Origin of the sequence: Pseudomonas hygromyciniae, assembly GCF_016925675.1 — a bacterium.
GTDB classification, from domain to species: domain Bacteria; phylum Pseudomonadota; class Gammaproteobacteria; order Pseudomonadales; family Pseudomonadaceae; genus Aquipseudomonas; species Aquipseudomonas hygromyciniae.
On sequence record NZ_CP070506.1, the window covers coordinates 1187150 to 1205710 of the forward strand.

At 60.6% G+C, this 18561-nt stretch carries 15 protein-coding genes; 9 read left to right on the top strand and 6 right to left on the bottom strand.

All coding sequences use genetic code 11. The features are described from left to right. The first annotated feature begins 175 nt into the window (after positions 1–175). Both JTY93_RS05180 and JTY93_RS05185 read left to right on the top strand, forming a co-directional pair. Positions 176–1324, top strand: a complete 1149-nt coding sequence (locus tag JTY93_RS05180) for a pyridoxal phosphate-dependent aminotransferase (RefSeq protein ID WP_205476049.1) — start codon at positions 176–178, stop codon at positions 1322–1324. Continuing rightward, a complete protein-coding gene (locus tag JTY93_RS05185; protein ID WP_205476050.1) occupies positions 1312–2103 on the top strand; it encodes an amidohydrolase in 792 nt (263 codons plus the stop codon). The genes JTY93_RS05180 and JTY93_RS05185 overlap by 13 nt, the downstream gene beginning before the upstream one ends. A gap of 174 nt (positions 2104–2277) precedes the next feature. Here the strand turns inward: JTY93_RS05185 and leuA are convergent, their stop codons facing one another. The 4 genes from leuA to JTY93_RS05205 all read right to left on the bottom strand — a co-directional run bounded on the left by leuA (position 2278) and on the right by JTY93_RS05205 (position 7464). Next, on the bottom strand, positions 2278–3957 hold the full coding sequence (gene leuA / locus JTY93_RS05190) for a 2-isopropylmalate synthase (protein ID WP_205476051.1): 1680 nt from the start codon (positions 3955–3957) through the stop codon (positions 2278–2280). A gap of 381 nt (positions 3958–4338) precedes the next feature. After that, positions 4339–5160 (bottom strand): M23 family metallopeptidase, encoded by an 822-nt coding sequence (locus tag JTY93_RS05195; protein WP_205476052.1) that lies wholly within the window; start codon positions 5158–5160, stop codon positions 4339–4341. Between the two features lie 3 nt (positions 5161–5163). Further along, positions 5164–6543 carry an exodeoxyribonuclease VII large subunit gene (xseA, locus tag JTY93_RS05200; RefSeq protein ID WP_205476053.1) on the bottom strand — a complete coding sequence of 460 codons (1380 nt, stop codon included), beginning with the start codon at positions 6541–6543 and terminating at the stop codon, positions 5164–5166. A 30-nt stretch (positions 6544–6573) separates the two neighbouring features. Next, a complete protein-coding gene (locus JTY93_RS05205; protein WP_205476054.1) occupies positions 6574–7464 on the bottom strand; it encodes a LysR family transcriptional regulator in 891 nt (296 codons plus the stop codon). A gap of 99 nt (positions 7465–7563) precedes the next feature. On the opposite strand from JTY93_RS05205, the gene JTY93_RS05210 reads away from it, so the two are divergent. The 4 genes from JTY93_RS05210 to guaA all read left to right on the top strand — a co-directional run bounded on the left by JTY93_RS05210 (position 7564) and on the right by guaA (position 12380). Continuing rightward, positions 7564–8331, top strand: a complete 768-nt coding sequence (locus tag JTY93_RS05210) for a sulfite exporter TauE/SafE family protein (RefSeq protein WP_205476055.1) — start codon at positions 7564–7566, stop codon at positions 8329–8331. A 154-nt stretch (positions 8332–8485) separates the two neighbouring features. After that, complete coding sequence (locus JTY93_RS05215) at positions 8486–9034, top strand: hypothetical protein (RefSeq protein WP_005791157.1); 549 nt, start codon at positions 8486–8488, stop codon at positions 9032–9034. Between the two features lie 217 nt (positions 9035–9251). Further along, entirely contained in the window at positions 9252–10721 is a 1470-nt protein-coding gene (gene guaB / locus JTY93_RS05220; RefSeq protein WP_016977684.1) for an IMP dehydrogenase, read from the top strand. A gap of 81 nt (positions 10722–10802) precedes the next feature. Next, entirely contained in the window at positions 10803–12380 is a 1578-nt protein-coding gene (gene guaA, locus JTY93_RS05225; RefSeq protein ID WP_032890732.1) for a glutamine-hydrolyzing GMP synthase, read from the top strand. A 131-nt stretch (positions 12381–12511) separates the two neighbouring features. On the opposite strand, the gene JTY93_RS05230 is transcribed toward guaA, so the two are convergent. Next, positions 12512–12823: a hypothetical protein gene (locus tag JTY93_RS05230; protein ID WP_169997262.1), complete on the bottom strand. Its 312-nt coding sequence runs from the start codon at positions 12821–12823 to the stop codon at positions 12512–12514. Positions 12824–12960: 137 nt separating this feature from the next. Next, complete coding sequence (gene treR / locus JTY93_RS05235; protein WP_205476056.1) at positions 12961–13665, bottom strand: trehalose operon repressor; 705 nt, start codon at positions 13663–13665, stop codon at positions 12961–12963. A gap of 316 nt (positions 13666–13981) precedes the next feature. Between treR and treP the strand changes: the two genes are divergently transcribed. The 3 genes from treP (at position 13982) to JTY93_RS05250 (ending at position 18561) form a co-directional block, all read left to right on the top strand. After that, positions 13982–15424 carry a PTS system trehalose-specific EIIBC component gene (treP, locus tag JTY93_RS05240; RefSeq protein WP_205476057.1) on the top strand — a complete coding sequence of 481 codons (1443 nt, stop codon included), beginning with the start codon at positions 13982–13984 and terminating at the stop codon, positions 15422–15424. A 120-nt stretch (positions 15425–15544) separates the two neighbouring features. Further along, positions 15545–17191 (top strand): alpha,alpha-phosphotrehalase, encoded by a 1647-nt coding sequence (gene treC / locus JTY93_RS05245; protein WP_205476058.1) that lies wholly within the window; start codon positions 15545–15547, stop codon positions 17189–17191. Positions 17192–17340: 149 nt separating this feature from the next. Continuing rightward, positions 17341–18561, top strand: a complete 1221-nt coding sequence (locus tag JTY93_RS05250; RefSeq protein ID WP_205476059.1) for a maltoporin — start codon at positions 17341–17343, stop codon at positions 18559–18561.

Below are 18561 nucleotides of genomic sequence, written 5' to 3' on the forward strand. Positions count from 1 at the left end.
GATAGATCAGACACCAACTTGCTGACTGACCCACCGCTACCCAGGCAAGCCAGTACCTATACCAGTTAGGCGTTACCCAAAAAAGGGCTCTGAATGAGCCCTTTTTTGTGCCTCGCGATTGACCCCTCGGCGCTTGCAGCTTACAACTTGTAACTCACCGTCAGGGGCCCACCGCATGATCACCAGCAAGCTGCCAAACGTCGGCACCACTATCTTCACCACCATGTCGCAACTCGCTGCGCAAACCGGCGCGCTGAATCTGTCCCAGGGCTTCCCCGATTTCAATGGCCCCCAGGCCTTGCTCGACGCGGTGGGCAAACATGTTGACAGCGGCCATAACCAATACGCGCCAATGACCGGTCTACCAGCCCTGCGCCAGCAAGTGGCGGCCAAGGTCGCCCGCAGCTACGGCGTGCAGGTTGATCCCGACAGCGAGGTGACCATCACCCCCGGCGCCACCCAGGCGATCTTCTGTGCGATCCAGGCGGTGATCCGCAGCGGTGATGAAGTCATCGTCTTCGACCCGTGCTACGACAGCTACGAGCCCTCTGTGGAGTTGGCCGGCGGTCGTTGTGTGCATGTGCCATTGGGGCTGGTGGACTTCAGCCTGGATTTCGAGCAGATCAAGGCCGCGCTATCACCGCGCACGCGCATGATCATCCTCAACACCCCGCACAACCCCAGCGGCGCCCTGATCAGTCGCGTCGAGCTGGATCAGTTGGCCGAGCTGATCCGTGACCGCGATATCTATCTGGTCAGCGACGAGGTCTACGAACACCTGGTATTCGATGGCGTGGCCCACGTCAGCGTCCTGGCCCACGAAGAGCTGTATCCGCGCGCATTCGTGGTCAGCTCCTTTGGCAAGACCTACCACGTCACTGGCTGGAAGACCGGTTACGTGGTTGCGCCTGTGGCCTTGAGCGCGGAGCTGCGCAAGGTGCATCAATACGTCAGCTTCTGCGGCGTGACGCCGTTGCAGTTCGCCCTGGCCGACTTCATGGCCGAGCACCCTGAACACGTTGAGGAGTTGCCGGCTTTTTACCAGGCCAAGCGCGACTTGTTCTGCGATCTACTGGCCCCCTCGCGTTTCAGTTTCACGCGGGTGGCCGGTACTTACTTTCAACTGGTGGATTACTCACAGATTCGCCCGGATCTGGATGACGTGGCCATGTCGCTGTGGATGACCCGCGAACATGGCGTGGCGACGATTCCGGTCTCGGTGTTCTACCAGAACCCACCCCAAGGCCAGCGCCTGGTGCGCCTGTGCTTTGCCAAACGCGAGGAGACGCTGCGCCAAGCAGCCGAGAAACTATGCGTGATCTGAGTGCGTTACCCGATCTGAACATCGCCCTGGTTCAGACCACCCTGGCCTGGCATGACCGCCAGGCTAACCTGGAGCATTTCGAGTTGCTGCTGGAGCAAGCCAGGGGCGCCGACTTGATCGTGCTGCCGGAAATGTTCACCACCGGTTTTTCCATGGCGTCCGAAGCCCTGGCCGAAGCGGAAAACGGCCCGACCCATGATTGGCTCAAGGCCCAGGCGCGCAAGTACAACGCGGTGATCACCGGTAGCGTGATTATCCAGGCCGCCGATGGCACTCACCGCAACCGCCTGTTGTGGGCACGGCCCGATGGCGAGGTGTTGCACTACGACAAGCGGCACCTGTTTCGCATGGCCGGCGAGCACAATCACTACACCCCCGGCGAGCGCCAGGTGCAGTTCGAGCTCAAGGGCTGGCGGATTCGCCCGCTGATCTGCTACGACCTGCGCTTCCCGGTGTGGAGTCGTGATGCACAGGACACTGATCTGCTGCTGTACACCGCCAACTGGCCGGGCGCGCGGCGTCAACACTGGAACCGCCTGTTGCCGGCGCGGGCCATCGAGAACTTGTGCTATGTAGCGGCGGTGAACCGGGTAGGCACCGACGGCAAGGGTTTTGCTTACACGGGGGACAGCCAGGTCCTGGACTTCCAGGGCGAAAGCCTGTTGAGCGCCGGGGAGGCGGACGGGGTGTTCAAGGTCTGCCTGGAGGCGGCGCAATTGGCTGAGTATCGCCAGAGGTTTCCGGCGAACCTGGATGCCGATAGCTTTCAGTTTGTCTGATAAATCTTTGGTGTATGGGAGATAGCTATCGCGGGCAAGCCCGCTCCTACATTTGGAATGCATTCCCCTGTGGGAGCGGGCTTGCCCGCGAAAGGGCCATCAGCCTCGCCCTAGCCCCAAAGTAAAAAGGCCCCTGGATTCGCATCCAGGGGCCTTTGGCTTTTCAGCGGTCAGTTACGCCGCTTTCGCTTCCTGCTGGCTCAACGAGCGGTTCAGCGCGCTGAACACGGCCTTGAAGCTGGCCGTAGTGATGTTTTCATCAATCCCCACGCCATGCACCGGACGCTCGCCGTTCACCCGCAGTTCGATGTAAGCCGCAGCCTTGGCGTTAGTACCTGCGCCAATCGCGTGCTCGTTGTAGTCCATGATCTCGACACCAATCGGCAGGCCGGCCACCAACGCTTCCAGCGCGCCGTTGCCTTTGCCGTGCCAGCGCAGGTTGGTTTCGCCCTGGCCCTTGCCGGAGACTTCAACCTCTACCGAGCTGTTGCCGTTCTCTTCCTGCAGGCGGTGGCTGACCAGCGCGTACGGGGTGTTGGCTTGCAGGTATTCACGCTGCAACAGGGCATGGATTTGCGAAGCAGTCATCTCCAGGCCCACGCGGTCGGTTTCGGCCTGTACCACCTGGCTGAACTCGATCTGCATGCGGCGTGGCAAGCTGATGCCGTATTCCTGTTCCAGCAGGTAAGCGATACCGCCTTTGCCCGACTGGCTGTTGACGCGGATCACCGCTTCGTAGCTGCGGCCAATATCGGCCGGGTCGATTGGCAAGTACGGCACTTCCCACAAGGCATCCGGTTTCTGCTGGGCGAAGCCTTTGCGGATGGCATCCTGGTGCGAGCCGGAGAACGCGGTGTGGACCAGGTCGCCGACATACGGGTGACGTGGGTGCACCGGGATCTGGTTGCACTCCTCGACCACTTTGCGCACGCCGTCGATATCGGAGAAGTCCAACTCAGGGTTTACGCCCTGGGTGTAGAGGTTCAAGGCGACGGTGACGAGGTCGACGTTACCAGTACGCTCGCCGTTGCCAAACAGGCAGCCTTCGACACGGTCGGCACCCGCCATCAGGCCCAGCTCGGTGGCGGCGACGCCAGTGCCACGGTCGTTGTGGGTGTGCAGGCTGATGATCACGCTGTCACGACGGTTGATATGGCGACCGAACCATTCGATCTGGTCGGCATAGATGTTCGGCGTGGCGCATTCCACGGTAGCCGGCAGGTTGAGGATCATCTTGTGCTCGGGCGTCGGGTTCCACACCTCGATCACTGCGTCACATACTTCCTTGGCGAACTCCAGCTCGGTGGCGCTGAATGTCTCTGGCGAGTACTCGAAAGTCCACTGGGTTTCCGGCTGCTGGGCGGCGTACTTGACGAACAGCTTGGCGGCGTCGACCGCGATGGCCTTGATCCCGTCCTTGTCCTGATTGAACACGATACGGCGGAAGGACGGCGAGGTGGCGTTGTACAAGTGCACGATGGCTTTCTTGGCGCCGCGCAGGGATTCGAAAGTACGCGCGATCAAGTCTTCACGGCCCTGGGTCAGCACCTGGATGGTGGTGTCCTCGGGGATATGGTTGTCTTCGATCAGGGTGCGTACGAAGTCGAAGTCAGTCTGCGAAGCGGCCGGGAACGAGGCTTCGATCTCTTTCACGCCCACCGAGACCAGGGTTTTCCAGAAACGCAGTTTCTTCACGGCGTCCATCGGCTCGATCAACGACTGGTTGCCGTCGCGCAAGTCGGAGCTGCACCAGATCGGCGCGGTGGTGATGGTCTTCGATGGCCAGGTGCGATCCGGGATATCAATGGTCGGGAATGCGCGGTATTTCGACGACGGGTCTTTGAGCATGCTCATCAGGAGAATCCTTGTTGTAGGGCCGAGAGAAGGCGGCCTGCCATAAAGCGTTTATTAGAGATAAAACCGGGGATGAGGCCGTTCGATTCAGCCTGGCAGTCGTGCGCTGACGAGGCACAGGCTGCGGTGCTGGCGAAGCTGAATGAGGGTGTGAGAGGTTTTCATAGGTCCAACCCTAACCGCCGGGGTGAAAGATGGCAAGCAGTCGGAAAAAATTGAGAGAAGTTCTGCTATTGCTCGATAAAACGAGATTTTATGGTGGGTAATGTCTGGAAGCTTTGTTTTATTTGCGTGAGGGTTTGCAGATGCGCAATCAGTGGAGCCTGATCTGGCGTCACCGCGTGCAAGCCCACGATGACGCCAGTATGCCCCGCGATCAGATCAAGGCTGGAACGCTCCGATAAAGATCGCCGGGTCCACTCGCGCATCATTCAAGCTGATATTCCAATGCATATGTGGCCCGGTCGCCCGGCCCGTCGAACCGACCTTGCCGACCACCGCTCCACGCACCAGTTGCTGGCCCACCCTCACATCAATCTTCGACATATGGCAGAACATGCTGATAAAGCCCTGGCCATGGTCGACAAACACCGTATTGCCGTTAAAGAAGTAGTTACCCACCAGAATGACCTTGCCATTGGCCGGGGTCTTGATCGGCGTGCCAGCGGGCACCGCGAAGTCCAGGCCCGAATGCGGGTTGCGCTCTTCACCGTTAAAGAAGCGGCGCACGCCGAACTTGCTAGACAGCGGGCCGTTCACTGGTTTGTCCAGCACCAGGTTGCTCGGCAGGTTCGGGCTGAAGCTACGATAAGCCTTGAGCTGCACGGCCAACTCGCCCTCGATGCGCTTGAGTTGCGCAGGCTCGGGGTTGACCTGGCTTTTGTTCTTCAGGGTGATGCGCTGTTCCGGGTATTTCTTGAACCCGACAATAAACGGCAGGGTACGTCCGCCACTGCTGATGCGCTCGTTGCCGGGCTTGACCGTCAGCGGGATGCCGACAATCGCCAGCCAGTTGTCCTGTTCCTTGACCACCAGCACCGGTTTGCCCTGATACGTGGCTTTTGGCGCGTCGGCGCCAGGGCCCAGGTCGACCACGGCGACACCACCGGGCACCGGCTTGTTCAGGGTGCGGGTTATGTAGCTGTCGGCGTGGGCGTTAAAAGCGAGGCACAGCAGCAGCAACAGGCTAAATAGACGAGGCATCAATCAATCCAGTAATGAAAGGGTGACGGGTGTCAGGTGGTTGTCTTCCACCCGCACTTGCAGTTGGCCTTCACCGAGGCGCGCAGTCAGGCGCTGGCCGGTGTGGGTTTGCGCGGCATTGCGAATGGCCTGGCCGCGCTCGTCCAGCAGGATGCTGTAGCCACGGCCCAAGGTCGCCAGAGGGCTGACCACCTGTAACGTTTGCACCTGGCTTTGCAGTTGCAGGCGCCGTGCCTTGAGACCTTCGCGCATGGCCCGGGGCAGGCGTTCGGCGAGGCTGTCCAGGCGCTGGCGCAGCAGGGCCAGTTGGCGCCCCGGATGCTGGCCGGCCAGGCGGGTTTCCAGGCGGATCAGGCGTTCGCGACGGGTATTGAGGCTGCGCTCGAACGCCCGGCGCAGGCGCATATCCAGGTCATCCAGGCGCTGGGCCTGCTGGCGCAGACGCTCACCGGGGTGACGCAGGCGCCGGGCCATGCCTTCCAGGCGCAGGCGATCATGGCTCAGGCGATTGCGCATCAGCATCACCAGGCGCCGGTGCAGGTTTTCGACCTGGCGGACCAGATGGCTGGCGTCCGGCGCCAACAACTCAGCGGCAGCCGAGGGCGTGGGGGCACGTACGTCGGCTACGAAGTCACTGATGGATACATCGGTTTCATGGCCGACCGCACTGACGATGGGCGTCACGCAGGCATCGATGGCACGGGCCACGGCTTCTTCGTTGAAACACCAGAGGTCTTCCAGGGAGCCGCCGCCACGGGCCAGGATCAGCGCATCAAAGCCCCGGGCATCTGCCAGCTTGAGGGCGCGGACAATCTGCGCCACGGCCTCGCGGCCCTGTACGGCGGTGGGGATCAGGGTCAGTTGCACATTCGGCGCACGGCGGCCGAACACGCTGATGATGTCGCGAATCACCGCGCCGGTGGGTGAACTGATAATGCCGATGCGGCGCGGATGGGCCGGCAGCGGCACCTTGCGCTCGGCCCTGAACAGCCCTTCGGCGCTGAGCTTTTCCTTCAATGCATCGAAGGCCAGGCGCAGCGCACCATCGCCGGCTGGCTCTACAGTGTCGAGGATCAACTGGTAGTCGCCACGCCCCTCGAACAGCGAGACTTTGCCCCGCACCTTGACCGCCAGGCCATCCTTCAATGCCTGGCGCACGCGCGCGGCGTTGTTGCGAAACAGCGCACACCGTACCTGCGCGCCGCTGTCCTTGAGGGTGAAATACACATGCCCAGAGGCCGGGCGGGCGAGGTTGGAGATCTCGCCTTCGACCCAGATATTGGTGAACACGTCCTCGAGCAACACCCGAGCGCGGCCGTTGAGCTGGCTGACAGTCAGGACTTCGCGGTCCATGCCCAGGCGGGCAAACGGGTCTTTAATCATGGCAGGAGATCTTTAGTCATGGGCGGCAGTTTATAGGCATTCGGCCAATGTTTGACAGAACTGCGCAACCAGCGTGCTCGGCGCCTGCGCGCAGGCCAGGGCCACCGTGCTGTGGCAATCAGGATCGGCCAGGGGCAGGAAGTGAATGTTGGCCGGGGCGATATCACGCATCGACTCGGGCAGCAGGGCAATGCCAAACCCAGCCTGGATCAACTGCAACTGGGTGGTCTTGCGCGACATCACCCGCGCGGCCTTGGGGAAAAATCCGGCACGCATGCATAACTCGGCTGACAGGTAACTCAGGCCACCGCGTTGCGGGTGGGGGATCGAAATAAAGGCTTCGTCTTTCAATTGCGCCAGTTCAATGGCCGAGGCGTGGCGGGCCAAAGGGTGGGTAGGAGGCACAGCCAGCAACAGCGGCTCTTTATAGAGCGGCACGATGCGCACCCCTTCGCGCTGGCGCAGCACCGGCAGGCGTAGCAGGCCGACCTCCAGCCGACCGTCGGCAATGTCCTCCAACTGCGCTTCAGAGGACAGTTTGACAATATCCATCGACACCCCGGGACACTGCTCCAGCCAGGCGCTGATCCCGCGCAGGACACGCCCGCTCATGGGCACCGTGCTGGAGTGGCTCAGGCGCAGGGTGCCGAGTTGGCCGTGGCCGACCTGGGTCGCCAGTTCACTGGCCTTGTGCAATTCGCCCAGCAGGTTGCGTGCCCGTGGGTAGAACGCTTCGCCGGCGGCCGTCAGGCGCGGTTGCCGGGCGGTGCGCTCGAACAGTGGGGTTTGCAGGAGGTTTTCCAGCTCCTTGATCTGCCGGCTGAGGGCCGATTGTGCGACAAACAGCCGTTCGGCAGCGGCGCTGAAACTGCCGCTCTCGACGATTTCGACGAAGTAACGCAGTTGCCGGATGGAAATCACGAGTCATGCCTTTTCGAGATAGGTTGAGGGCTTTGAAGATATTAGTCGCAACCCACTCGCTTGGCTAAAGTGAGGGCCATCGCTGACAAGGAATATTTCATGAGTCTGGTTGAATTGATGGGGCAGTGGTCGTTTGGTCCGGTGGACTGGTTGGTGATCGGCCTGGGGATCGCCCTGGCCTATATCGTGTTTGGCATCGCCGGCTTTGGCACGGCGCTGGTGGCCGGGCCGATCCTGATTATGTTTATGCCGCTGTCGAAGATCATTCCGTTGCTGGTGCTGCTGGATTTCGTCGCGGCCTTTGGCAACCTCCTGCAATCGCGGCGGGACGTGGTCAAGCCGGAGCTGTTGCGCTTACTACCGTGCATGGCCATTGGCTGCACCCTCGGCGTGATCTTCTTGCTCAACCTGCATTCGGACCTGCTCCTGCTGTTGATGGGCCTGTTTATCAGCGCCTATGCCATCTACACCCTGGCGGTAAAGGCCAAGCCCACAGCCCTGGCTGCCGGCTGGTCGGTACCCATGGGCGTAGTGGGCGGACTGTTCGGGGCCTTGTTTGGCAGTGGCGGCTTTTTATATGCGATCTATCTGAACAGCCGCCTGCCCAAGGACGGTGCGCGAGCCACCCAAAGTGCGTTGATCAGCGCGAGCACGGTGGTGCGCCTGAGTTTGTTTTTGATCGCCGGGGTGTATGCCGAGTTGCCGTTGCTGATGTTGGCGGTGTGCCTGCTGCCGGCGATGGCCCTCGGGCTGTGGGCGGGGCGGCGATTGACCCTGGGCATGTCCCGCGAGGCGTTTGTGCGGTTGGTGACGTGGCTGGTGCTGGCCAGTGGCATAGCGTTGATTGGGCGGTATTTGAGTACTTGACCTCTGGGTGTCAGGGATTAAGCTGCCAGCTTTTAGGGCCTCTTCGCGAGCAAGCCCGCTCCCACATTCGACTGCATTTCTCCTGTAGGAATGCAGTCGAATGTGGGAGCGGGCTTGCTCGCGAAGGCGCCAGACGCCACACCGCAGGACTCCCATGAACTCCCAAAGCATCCTTGTCCCGAAAATCTCCACCTTGCCCGTCCACGAACCCCGCGCCCGGGCCATCGTGCGCTGGCTGGTGCGCAAGAACATCATCAAGGAAGAACTGACCACCTGTGGCCGCACCGGCAACCGCATGGGCTATGCCCTGGCCGACGGCGCCCGCGCTGTGGTGCTGCACCCCGAGGCGTTGCCGTTCAATGAACCGGTCAATGGCCTGGAAATCATCTACAAACGCTGCATCTATACCCCGGCCAAGGGTTTTCTCGAAGAAGCCGGCTGCCCGGAGTGCCTTAAAGAAGTGGGCGAAGCCCTGTTCGAGAGCCTCGAAGACTGGATGCCCGGCCATACCGACAACTTCACCTGCCCGCTGTGTGGGCATGAAGATGACATCAACGGCTTCCTGTTCCTGCAGGAATGCGGCTTTTCCAACCTGGGCTTCATCTTCAACAACTGGGCGGAAGCGGGCTTCAAACAGAGCTTTATCGACGAATTTGCCGACTGGCTCGACCAGAAGATGAGTTGGGTCAAAGTCGAATTGTAGGCGCGAGCTTGCTCGCGAAAATCGTCAACGATAACGCTGGCTGTCTGGTTTTGCGCAGTGCCTTCACGATCTTCGCGAGCAAGCTCGCTCCTACAGATAAGCGGTGCGTTTTACCCATCTATCAGTATTACCAAGTTTGTCAGAGTTTTACATTGAGCCCGACAGGGCGCATGTATATAATGGCGCGCTTCCATTTTCCCGCTCGGGAGCCCCCGCGATGCTGCGTATCAGCCAAGAAGCTCTGACATTCGACGACATTCTCCTAGTGCCCGGTTACTCCGAGGTGCTTCCTAACGAAGTCAGTCTCAAGACCCGCCTAACCCGTGGCATCGAGCTGAATATTCCCCTGGTTTCCGCTGCCATGGACACCGTCACCGAAGCCCGTTTGGCCATCGCCATGGCTCAGGAAGGCGGCATTGGCATCATCCACAAGAACATGACCATCGAGCAGCAAGCTGCCGAAGTGCGCAAGGTCAAGCGTTACGAAGCCGGTGTGGTGAAAGATCCAATCACCATCGAAGCCGACGCCACCGTACGCGACCTGTTCGACCTGACCCGCCTGCACAACATCTCCGGTGTTCCAGTGCTGCATGATGGCGACCTGGTCGGCATCGTCACTTCCCGTGACGTGCGCTTCGAAAACCGTCTTGAAGTCACCGTCCGTGAAGTGATGACGCCTAAAGAGCGTCTGGTCACTGTCAAGGAAGGCGCCGACAAGAACGATGTGCGTGAACTGCTGCACAAGCACCGCATCGAGCGCGTGCTGATCGTCGACGACAAATTCGCCCTCAAGGGCATGATGACCGTCAACGATATCGAAAAAGCCAAGGCTTACCCGCTGGCCAGCAAGGATGACCAAGGTCGTCTGCGCGTTGGCGCCGCCGTGGGCACCGGTAAAGACACCGGCGACCGCGTTTCGGCCCTGGTCGCTGCCGGTGTTGACGTGGTGGTGGTCGACACTGCCCACGGTCACTCCAAAGGCGTGATCGACCGCGTACGCTGGGTCAAGCAGAACTTCCCTGACGTGCAGGTGATCGGCGGCAACATCGCCACCGGCGCAGCTGCCAAGGCCCTGGCCGAAGCCGGCGCCGACGCAGTCAAGGTCGGTATCGGCCCTGGCTCGATCTGCACCACGCGTATCGTCGCCGGTGTGGGCGTGCCGCAAATCAGCGCCATCGCCAATGTCGCCGCTGCCCTTGAAGGCACTGGCGTTCCGTTGATCGCCGACGGCGGCATCCGTTTCTCCGGTGACCTGTCCAAGGCCATCGTAGCCGGTGCTTCCTGCGTGATGATGGGCTCGATGTTCGCAGGTACCGAAGAAGCGCCAGGCGAGATCGAACTGTTCCAGGGCCGTTCCTACAAGGCTTACCGCGGCATGGGTTCGTTGGGTGCCATGTCCCAGGCGCAAGGTTCTTCCGACCGCTACTTCCAGGACTCCTCGGCAGGCGCCGAGAAGCTCGTCCCGGAAGGCATCGAAGGCCGTGTGCCGTACAAGGGCACCCTGAGCGCCATCATCCATCAACTGATGGGCGGCCTGCGTTCCTCGATGGGCTACACCGGCAGCGCCGACATCGAAGAAATGCGCACCAAGCCAGAGTTCGTACGGATCACCGGCGCCGGCATGGCTGAATCCCATGTCCACGACGTGCAGATCACCAAGGAAGCGCCAAACTACCGCGTAGGTTGAGGCTTCCAGCAAAACGTTAAGTAACCGGGGCTGTTCTTTCAGCCCCGAGTTGTTTCTGATTCATTAGACGAGACTGACTTCATGGCCCTCGACATTCACGCCCACCGTATCCTGATCCTCGACTTCGGTTCCCAGTACACCCAACTGATTGCCCGCCGCGTGCGTGAAATCGGCGTGTACTGCGAACTGCATCCGTTCGATATGGACGACGAAGCGATCCGCGAATTCGCTCCTAAAGGCGTCATCCTCGCCGGTGGCCCCGAGTCCGTGCACGAAGCCAACAGCCCGCGCTGCCCGCAAGCGGTGTTTGACCTGGGCGTGCCGGTCTTCGGTATCTGCTACGGCATGCAGACCATGGCCGAGCAACTGGGCGGCAAGGTCGAAGGTTCCGAGTTGCGTGAATTCGGTTATGCCCGCGTCGACGTGGTCGGCAAGAGCCGCCTGCTGGACGGCATCGAAGACCACGTCGACGCCGACGGCCTGTTCGGCCTCGACGTCTGGATGAGCCACGGTGACAAGGTCACCAAGATGCCGGAAGACTTCCACATCCTGGCCAGCACCCCGAGCTGCCCGATCGCCGGCATGTTCAGCGACGAGCGTCGTTACTACGGCGTGCAGTTCCACCCGGAAGTGACCCACACCAAGCAAGGCGGGCGCATCCTGTCGCGCTTCATCCTCGACATCTGCGAGTGTGAAGCCCTGTGGACCCCGTCGAAAATCGCTGAAGACGCCATCGCCAACGTGCGCGCCCAGGTCGGTACCGACAACGTGCTGCTGGGCCTGTCTGGCGGCGTCGACTCCTCCGTGGTTGCCGCACTGCTGCACAAGGCGATTGGCGACCAACTGACCTGCGTCTTCGTCGACAACGGCCTGCTGCGCCTGCACGAAGGTGAGCAAGTGATGGCCATGTTCGCCGAGAACATGGGCGTCAAGGTCATCCGCGCCAATGCCGAGGACCAGTTCCTCAACAACCTGGCCGGCGAGTCGGACCCTGAGAAGAAGCGCAAGATCATCGGTCGCACCTTCATCGACGTCTTCGATGCCCAGTCCAACAAACTGGACAACATCAAGTACCTCGCCCAGGGCACCATCTACCCCGACGTGATCGAGTCGGCTGGCGCCAAGAGCGGCAAGGCCCACGTGATCAAGTCCCACCACAACGTGGGTGGCCTGCCTGAGGAAATGAACCTCAAGCTGGTAGAACCGCTGCGCGAACTGTTCAAGGACGAAGTCCGCCGTCTGGGCCTGGAACTGGGCCTGCCGTACGACATGGTCTACCGCCACCCATTCCCGGGCCCGGGCCTGGGCGTGCGCATCCTGGGTGAAGTGAAGAAGGAATACGCCGACCTGTTGCGTCGTGCCGACCACATCTTCATCGAAGAACTGCGCAAGGCCGACTGGTACCACAAGGTCAGCCAGGCATTCGTGGTGTTCCAGCCGGTGAAATCGGTTGGCGTTGTAGGCGATGGCCGCCGTTACGCCTGGGTCGTGGCGCTGCGTGCCGTAGAAACCATCGACTTCATGACCGCCCGCTGGGCACACCTGCCGTACGAACTGCTGGAGACCGTCAGCGGCCGTATCATCAATGAGATCGAAGGTATTTCGCGCGTGACGTATGACGTGTCGAGCAAGCCACCGGCGACGATTGAGTGGGAATGATGGGGCGTCCGGTATTGCCCGGCACCCATTAACAAGAAATGCCCTGAAGCCCGCGTAATTGCGGGCTTTTGGCTTTTTTGGGGGCTACCCAGGCTCGTGGCGCAACTGCCCAGCTGCGGTGCCGTACTGGTTTACCGGCGGCCTTCGCACACCGGTGATTCGCCGATGCGACCTTCCTTGCACAGGTCAATGTTGTCTGTGCGTTTGAAGCCTGCGTCTTTCATGCAATAAAACTGCGTGAGTACCTGGTCAATCGGCGTACGGTCTCCCGTCCCTGTTAGGTTGGTATAGCCGCATGCGGTCATCGCGCTCTTGACGCCCTTTTCAGTGACCCCGGTCTTCTTCCAATTGGTAAATTCCGGCGGCGGCGGTTGAAAGCCTCTGCCTGTGCAGCCAATCAATAACACAGTGCAAAAACTCAGTAACAGGCTCTTCGTGAGCATGGTTTTCTTCCTCTATGAGATCCGTGCCGTTGTCCCTGTGTAGCTGGGGGACGTCATCCCGTGACTCGCCGATGGCTTGCGGTAACTGTTCACTCCATTTGTATGGAGTGTTCACAGGGCTTTTCCTCGTTCCTGCTTCAGCGCCGCGCAATATCCGAAAAGTAAAACTTATCCAACGTATGCCGCGACTCGGTGTACTCGAACTGCCGCCCGTCCTGCAAAAACGTCTGGTTACTCACCACAATCACGTGGCTTTGGCCGTCGAGGTCCAAGTGCGCCTGATCGTCCTTGCTGCGGGGCAGGGCTTCGATGGTGCGCTGGGCATAGCTGATTTGCAGCTGCAATGTCTGTTCGATAAACGCGTAGATCGACTGTTCGGCAATCGTCTGGTCCAGGCCCGGGATCAGGTCGGCGACGAAGTGGTTGATGTCGAGGATCACCCGTTTGCCGCCAATGCGCCGCACTCGCTTGATGCGGGTGATCAGGGTGCCGGGCTCGGCCTCGATATGTTGCAGCAGCGAGCCTTCCAGCGGGAGTTGGGTGAACTCGACCACTTCGGTGCGTACGTCATCGCCCAGGTCGGCGTGGGTTTCGTGGAAGCTGACGATGCCGCCCAGTTGAAACTCAATCGGGTTGGCTGACAGCACGAAGGTGCCCTTGCCATGGATTTTTTGCGCGAACCCACGCTCCTGCAGTTGCTCGATGGCCCGGCGCACGGTGCCACGGCTGGCCTGGTAGGCGTCCATCAGTTCAGTTTCAGAGGGAAGGCGCGTGCCGCGTTGCAGGCGTTCGGTGGTGATGCTGGCAAGCAGATCGGTGTAGATCTGGTTGTATTTACTCATGGAGAGGGCTCTGTGCCGCGTTTGCGTTCAAGGCAGGAACCTTAGTGGCAGAGGCGGGCTTTGTCCATTGGACCCTCAGATATCGCCAATCCCTGTAGGAGCGAGCTCGCTCGCGAAAAACGTCAACGATAACGCGAGAACCCGGACAGCCCGCGTTGCCCTCAGGTTCTTCGCGAGCAAGCTCGCTCCTGCAGGAAAGAGGTTATTGGATATTTTTGTAACTCGTACAGACGAGTTGTTGCTTTAACTCGTCTGTACGAGTACTTTTGCCCTCGGCGTGCTGCCAATAACAAGAATCTAAAGTGGAAGAACAAGCATGAGCCACGACTATTCAACTATTGCCCGCGAGATCCTCGAAAATCTCGGAGGCAGCGACAACCTTGAGCAAGCCGCCCACTGCGTGACGCGCCTGCGCCTGGCGCTCAAGGACCCGAGCCTGGTCAACGCCAGTGCATTGAACCAGGTCGATCTGGTCAAGGGCTCGTTCTTCACCGGCGGCCTGTTCCAGATCGTCATCGGCCCCGGCGAAGTCGAAAAGGTCTACGCCGCCCTACGCGAACAGACCGGCCTGGCTGCCGCCACCATCGCCGATGTGAAGAAGAAGGGCGCCGACAAGACCAACGCCCTGCAGCGCCTGGTTCGGGTGTTCTCCGATGTGTTCATGCCGATCCTGCCGGCGCTGATCATTGCCGGCCTGCTGATGGGCATCAACAACCTGATGGGCGCCAAAGGCATGTTCATCGAGGGCCAGACTTTGCTGGAGGCCTATCCGAACCTGGATGGCCTGTGGAGCCTGATCAACCTGATGGCCAACACCTCGTTCGTGTTCCTGCCGGCGCTGGTGGGATGGTCGGCGGCCAAGCGTTTTGGTGGCAGTGAAATCCTCGGCATCGTGCTCGGCCTGATGCTGGTGCACCCGGACCTGCTCAACGCCTGGAACTATGGCAAGGCAGTGGCCGGGCTCGACGGCCAGAGCCTGCCGTACTTCGATATTTTTGGCTGGTTCCAGATCGAGAAAGTGGGTTATCAGGGGCAGATCCTGCCGATCCTGATGGCGGCCTATGTCATGAGCGTGATTGAAAAATGGCTGCGGGCGCGCGTGCCCAATGCCATCCAATTGCTCGTCGTGCCGATCACCACCATCGTCGTCACCGGCGTGCTGGCCCTGGCGATCATCGGCCCGGTCACCCGGCACCTCGGCATCCTGATCACCGAAGGCGTCGTCACGTTGTTCGACCTGGCGCCGATGGTCGGCGGGGCGATTTTCGGCCTGCTGTATGCACCGCTGGTGATCACCGGCATGCACCACATGTTCCTCGCCGTGGACCTGCAACTGATCTCGACCCAGGGCGGCACATTTATCTGGCCGATGATTGTCATGTCCAACCTGGCCCAGGGCAGCGCGGCACTCGGGGTGTTCTACATGAGCCGCAATGCGCGGGACAAAAGCATGGCTTCGACCTCGGCGATTTCTGCCTACTTCGGCATCACTGAGCCGGCGATGTTCGGGGTAAACCTGCGCTTCAAGTTCCCGTTCTACGCCGCGTTGCTCGGCTCGGCCCTGGGTAGCATTTTCCTCTCGCTGAACAAGGTCCAGGCCTCGGCCATCGGCGTGGGCGGCTTGCCTGGGTTTATCTCGATCATCCCGCAGTACATCCCAATGTTTGTGATCGGCATGGCGGTGGCGATTGTGGTGCCGTTTGTTTTGACCTGTGGGTTGAGCATGAAGATTGTCCGGCCTGGATACCGGGTCGCCTGAACTACCGCCTTCGCGAGCAAGCCCGCTCCCACATTTGAAATGCGTTCCCCCTTGTGGGAGCGGGCTTGCTCGCGAAGAGGCCCTCAAGGCCAGCACAAAAATCAACTGAAGGAACCCACCATGCAAGACTGGCAACACTCGGTGATCTACCAGATCTACCCCAAGAGCTTCCACAGCCACGCGGGTAACGCCACCGGTGACCTGCTGGGCATCGTGGACAAGCTCGACTACCTGCAATGGCTGGGCGTGGATTGCCTGTGGATCACCCCGTTCCTGCGCTCGCCCCAGCGCGACAACGGCTATGACATCAGCGACTACTACGCCATCGATCCCAGCTACGGGACCATGGCCGACTGCGACCTGCTGATCAGCGAAGCCGCCAAGCGCGGGATCAAGCTGATGCTCGACATCGTGGTCAACCACACCTCCATCGAGCACGAATGGTTCCAGCAGGCTCGCAGCAGCCTCGACAACCCGTATCGCGACTTCTACATCTGGCGCGACCAGCCGAACAACTGGGAATCCAAGTTCGGCGGCTCGGCCTGGGAATACGAAGCGCAGACCGGCCAGTACTTCCTGCACCTGTTCGACCACACCCAGGCTGACCTCAATTGGGACAACCCCCAGGTGCGCGCCGAAGTCTACAAACTCATGCGCTTCTGGCGTGACAAAGGCGTGGGCGGTTTCCGCCTGGACGTGATCAACCTGATTTCCAAACCGGCGGATTTTCCCGAAGACAACAGCGATGGCCGGCGCTTCTACACCGACGGCCCGCACGTGCATGAGTACCTGCAGGAAATGCACCGCGAAGTCTTCGAAGGCCACGACTTGATCAACGTTGGCGAGATGTCGTCCACCAGCCTCGAGCACTGCATTCGCTACTCGCGCCCAGAGTCGAAAGAGCTGTCGATGACCTTCAACTTTCATCACCTGAAAGTCGATTACCCCAACCTGCAAAAATGGGTGCGCGCCGACTTCGACTTCCTGCAACTCAAGCAGATTCTCTCTGACTGGCAACTGGGCATGCAGGCCGGTGGCGGTTGGAATGCGCTGTTCTGGTGTAACCATGACCAGCCGCGGGTCGTCTCGCGATTTGGTGATGACGGCGAGTACCGCGTGGTCTCGGCCAAGATGCTCGCCACCGCCTTGCACTTTCTGCAGGGCACGCCGTTTGTGTACCAGGGCGAAGAGCTGGGCATGACCAATCCGGGCTTCGAGCAGATCGGGCAATACCGCGATGTCGAGACCCTGAATATCTATCGCCTCAAGCGCGATGCGGGTGAGTCCGAAGCGTCAAGCATGGCTGCCATCATGCAAAAGTCCCGCGATAACGGGCGCACGCCAATGCAATGGGACGACCAGGCCAATGCCGGCTTCAGCAGCGCTGAACCGTGGATTGGCATCCCGGCCAATGCGGCGCAGATCAATGTCCAGAGCCAGTTGGATGACCCGGATTCGGTGCTGCATCACTACCGGGCGCTGATCGCTTTGCGTCGCCTTGAACCGCTGATTCAGCAGGGCGTTTACCGCCAGCTGCTGCTCGATCACGCCAAGGTCTGGGCGTATCTGCGCGAAGGCCATGGCGAGCGCCTGCTGGTGCTGAACAACTTCTATGGCCAGCCCTGCGAAATCCAGCTGCCGGACCACGTGATCAGCGCAGCGAGCGCGCAACGGCTGCTGATCAGCAACTACCCCGACTGCCCGGTGCGCACCGACAGCATCACCTTGCGCCCATACGAGTCTTTTGTGCTGCACCTGACCGACTGAGATTCCCCTTTTTGTAGGAGCGAGCTTGCTCGCGAAAAACTTCAAAGCGCCGCGTGCATCCGCAATGCCCACGTCATCGTTGACGATTTTCGCGAGCAAGCTCGCTCCTACAGAATCGCGTTACACACAATAAGAAAAAGGAGCGCTTCATGAAAACAACAATAAAGCTGGGCCTCGCTGCATCCTGTCTGACCCTGCCCCTGGCGGCCCACGCCCTGGAATTCGCAGGCTACCTGCGCAGCGGCGCCGGCACCTCGACCGGCAGCGGCCCGCAGCAGTGTTTCCAACTGCCGGGCGCCCAATCCAAATACCGCTTGGGCAACGAATGCGAACAGTATGCCGAGTTGGAGTTACGCCAGGACCTGTTCACCTTCGATGACGGCTCGGTGCTGAGCGTCGATGCCATGGCCTCGCTGTACAACAAGTACGACCGCGAGCTGAAGTTCCAGGGCGAAAACAATGGTTCGGCCCGCATGCCGCAGATGTATGCGCAGTGGTCGAACATGCCCAGCCTCAACGGCGGTTCACTGTGGGCCGGCCGGCGCTACTACAAACGAAATGACATCCATATTTCCGACTTCTACTACTGGAACCAGAGCGCCACCGGCGGCGGTATCGAGGACGTGCTGATTGGCGATCTGAAATACAGCTACGCCCTGTCGCGCAAGGACAACCTGTACCAGAAGGAATACGCCACCCGTCACGACTTCAACGTCGCCGGCTTCAAGACTAACCCCGGCGGGGAGCTGGAGCTGGGCCTGAGTTATATCGAACAGGCTGGCGGGCGCGATACCCACAGCGGCTGGGCCCTCACAGCCCAGCATGTGCAGGCGGCCTTTCTCGGCGGCAAGAACAAGTTTGCCCTGCAGTACGGTGAAGGGCCGGGCACTGGCCTTGGCTACACCGGCAACACGGCACTGGAACGCAGCAGCAAAAGCTACCGCGCGGTGGAGTTTTTTGACTGGCAAGTGACCCCGCGGTTTGGCGGCCAGGTCGAGGCGGTGTACCAGAAAGATGTGCGTCCTGGCAGCCAGGACCAAACCTGGATGTCCATTGGTGTGCGCCCGGCGTATGCCATCAGCGAACAGTTCAAGCTGGTCACCGAACTGGGCCATGACCAAGTGGATGCCAGCGGCGGCACGCGCAAGCTCAGCAAGTTCACATTCGCCCCGACCTGGTCGCCCAAAGGCCCGGATTTCTGGGCGCGGCCGGAAGTGCGGTTGTACTACACCTATGCCACCTGGAACGAAGCGGCCAAGCGTGCGGCCAATGAACTGGCGGCGGGTTCGGCGTTGTCCGACAGCGGCTCCTACGGCAGTGCGCGGCACGGTTCCAACTTCGGTGTGCAGGTCGAATACTGGTGGAAATAA

Coding starts and splice junctions, on each gene's coding strand:
- JTY93_RS05180 (WP_205476049.1), top strand. CDS start 176: ATGATCACCAGCAAGCTGCCAAACGTCGGCACCACTATCTTCACCACC.
- JTY93_RS05185 (WP_205476050.1), top strand. CDS start 1,312: ATGCGTGATCTGAGTGCGTTACCCGATCTGAACATCGCCCTGGTTCAG.
- leuA (WP_205476051.1), bottom strand. CDS start 3,957: ATGAGCATGCTCAAAGACCCGTCGTCGAAATACCGCGCATTCCCGACC.
- JTY93_RS05195 (WP_205476052.1), bottom strand. CDS start 5,160: ATGCCTCGTCTATTTAGCCTGTTGCTGCTGCTGTGCCTCGCTTTTAAC.
- xseA (WP_205476053.1), bottom strand. CDS start 6,543: ATGATTAAAGACCCGTTTGCCCGCCTGGGCATGGACCGCGAAGTCCTG.
- JTY93_RS05210 (WP_205476055.1), top strand. CDS start 7,564: ATGAGTCTGGTTGAATTGATGGGGCAGTGGTCGTTTGGTCCGGTGGAC.
- JTY93_RS05215 (WP_005791157.1), top strand. CDS start 8,486: ATGAACTCCCAAAGCATCCTTGTCCCGAAAATCTCCACCTTGCCCGTC.
- guaB (WP_016977684.1), top strand. CDS start 9,252: ATGCTGCGTATCAGCCAAGAAGCTCTGACATTCGACGACATTCTCCTA.
- guaA (WP_032890732.1), top strand. CDS start 10,803: ATGGCCCTCGACATTCACGCCCACCGTATCCTGATCCTCGACTTCGGT.
- JTY93_RS05230 (WP_169997262.1), bottom strand. CDS start 12,823: ATGCTCACGAAGAGCCTGTTACTGAGTTTTTGCACTGTGTTATTGATT.
- treR (WP_205476056.1), bottom strand. CDS start 13,665: ATGAGTAAATACAACCAGATCTACACCGATCTGCTTGCCAGCATCACC.
- treP (WP_205476057.1), top strand. CDS start 13,982: ATGAGCCACGACTATTCAACTATTGCCCGCGAGATCCTCGAAAATCTC.
- treC (WP_205476058.1), top strand. CDS start 15,545: ATGCAAGACTGGCAACACTCGGTGATCTACCAGATCTACCCCAAGAGC.
- JTY93_RS05250 (WP_205476059.1), top strand. CDS start 17,341: ATGAAAACAACAATAAAGCTGGGCCTCGCTGCATCCTGTCTGACCCTG.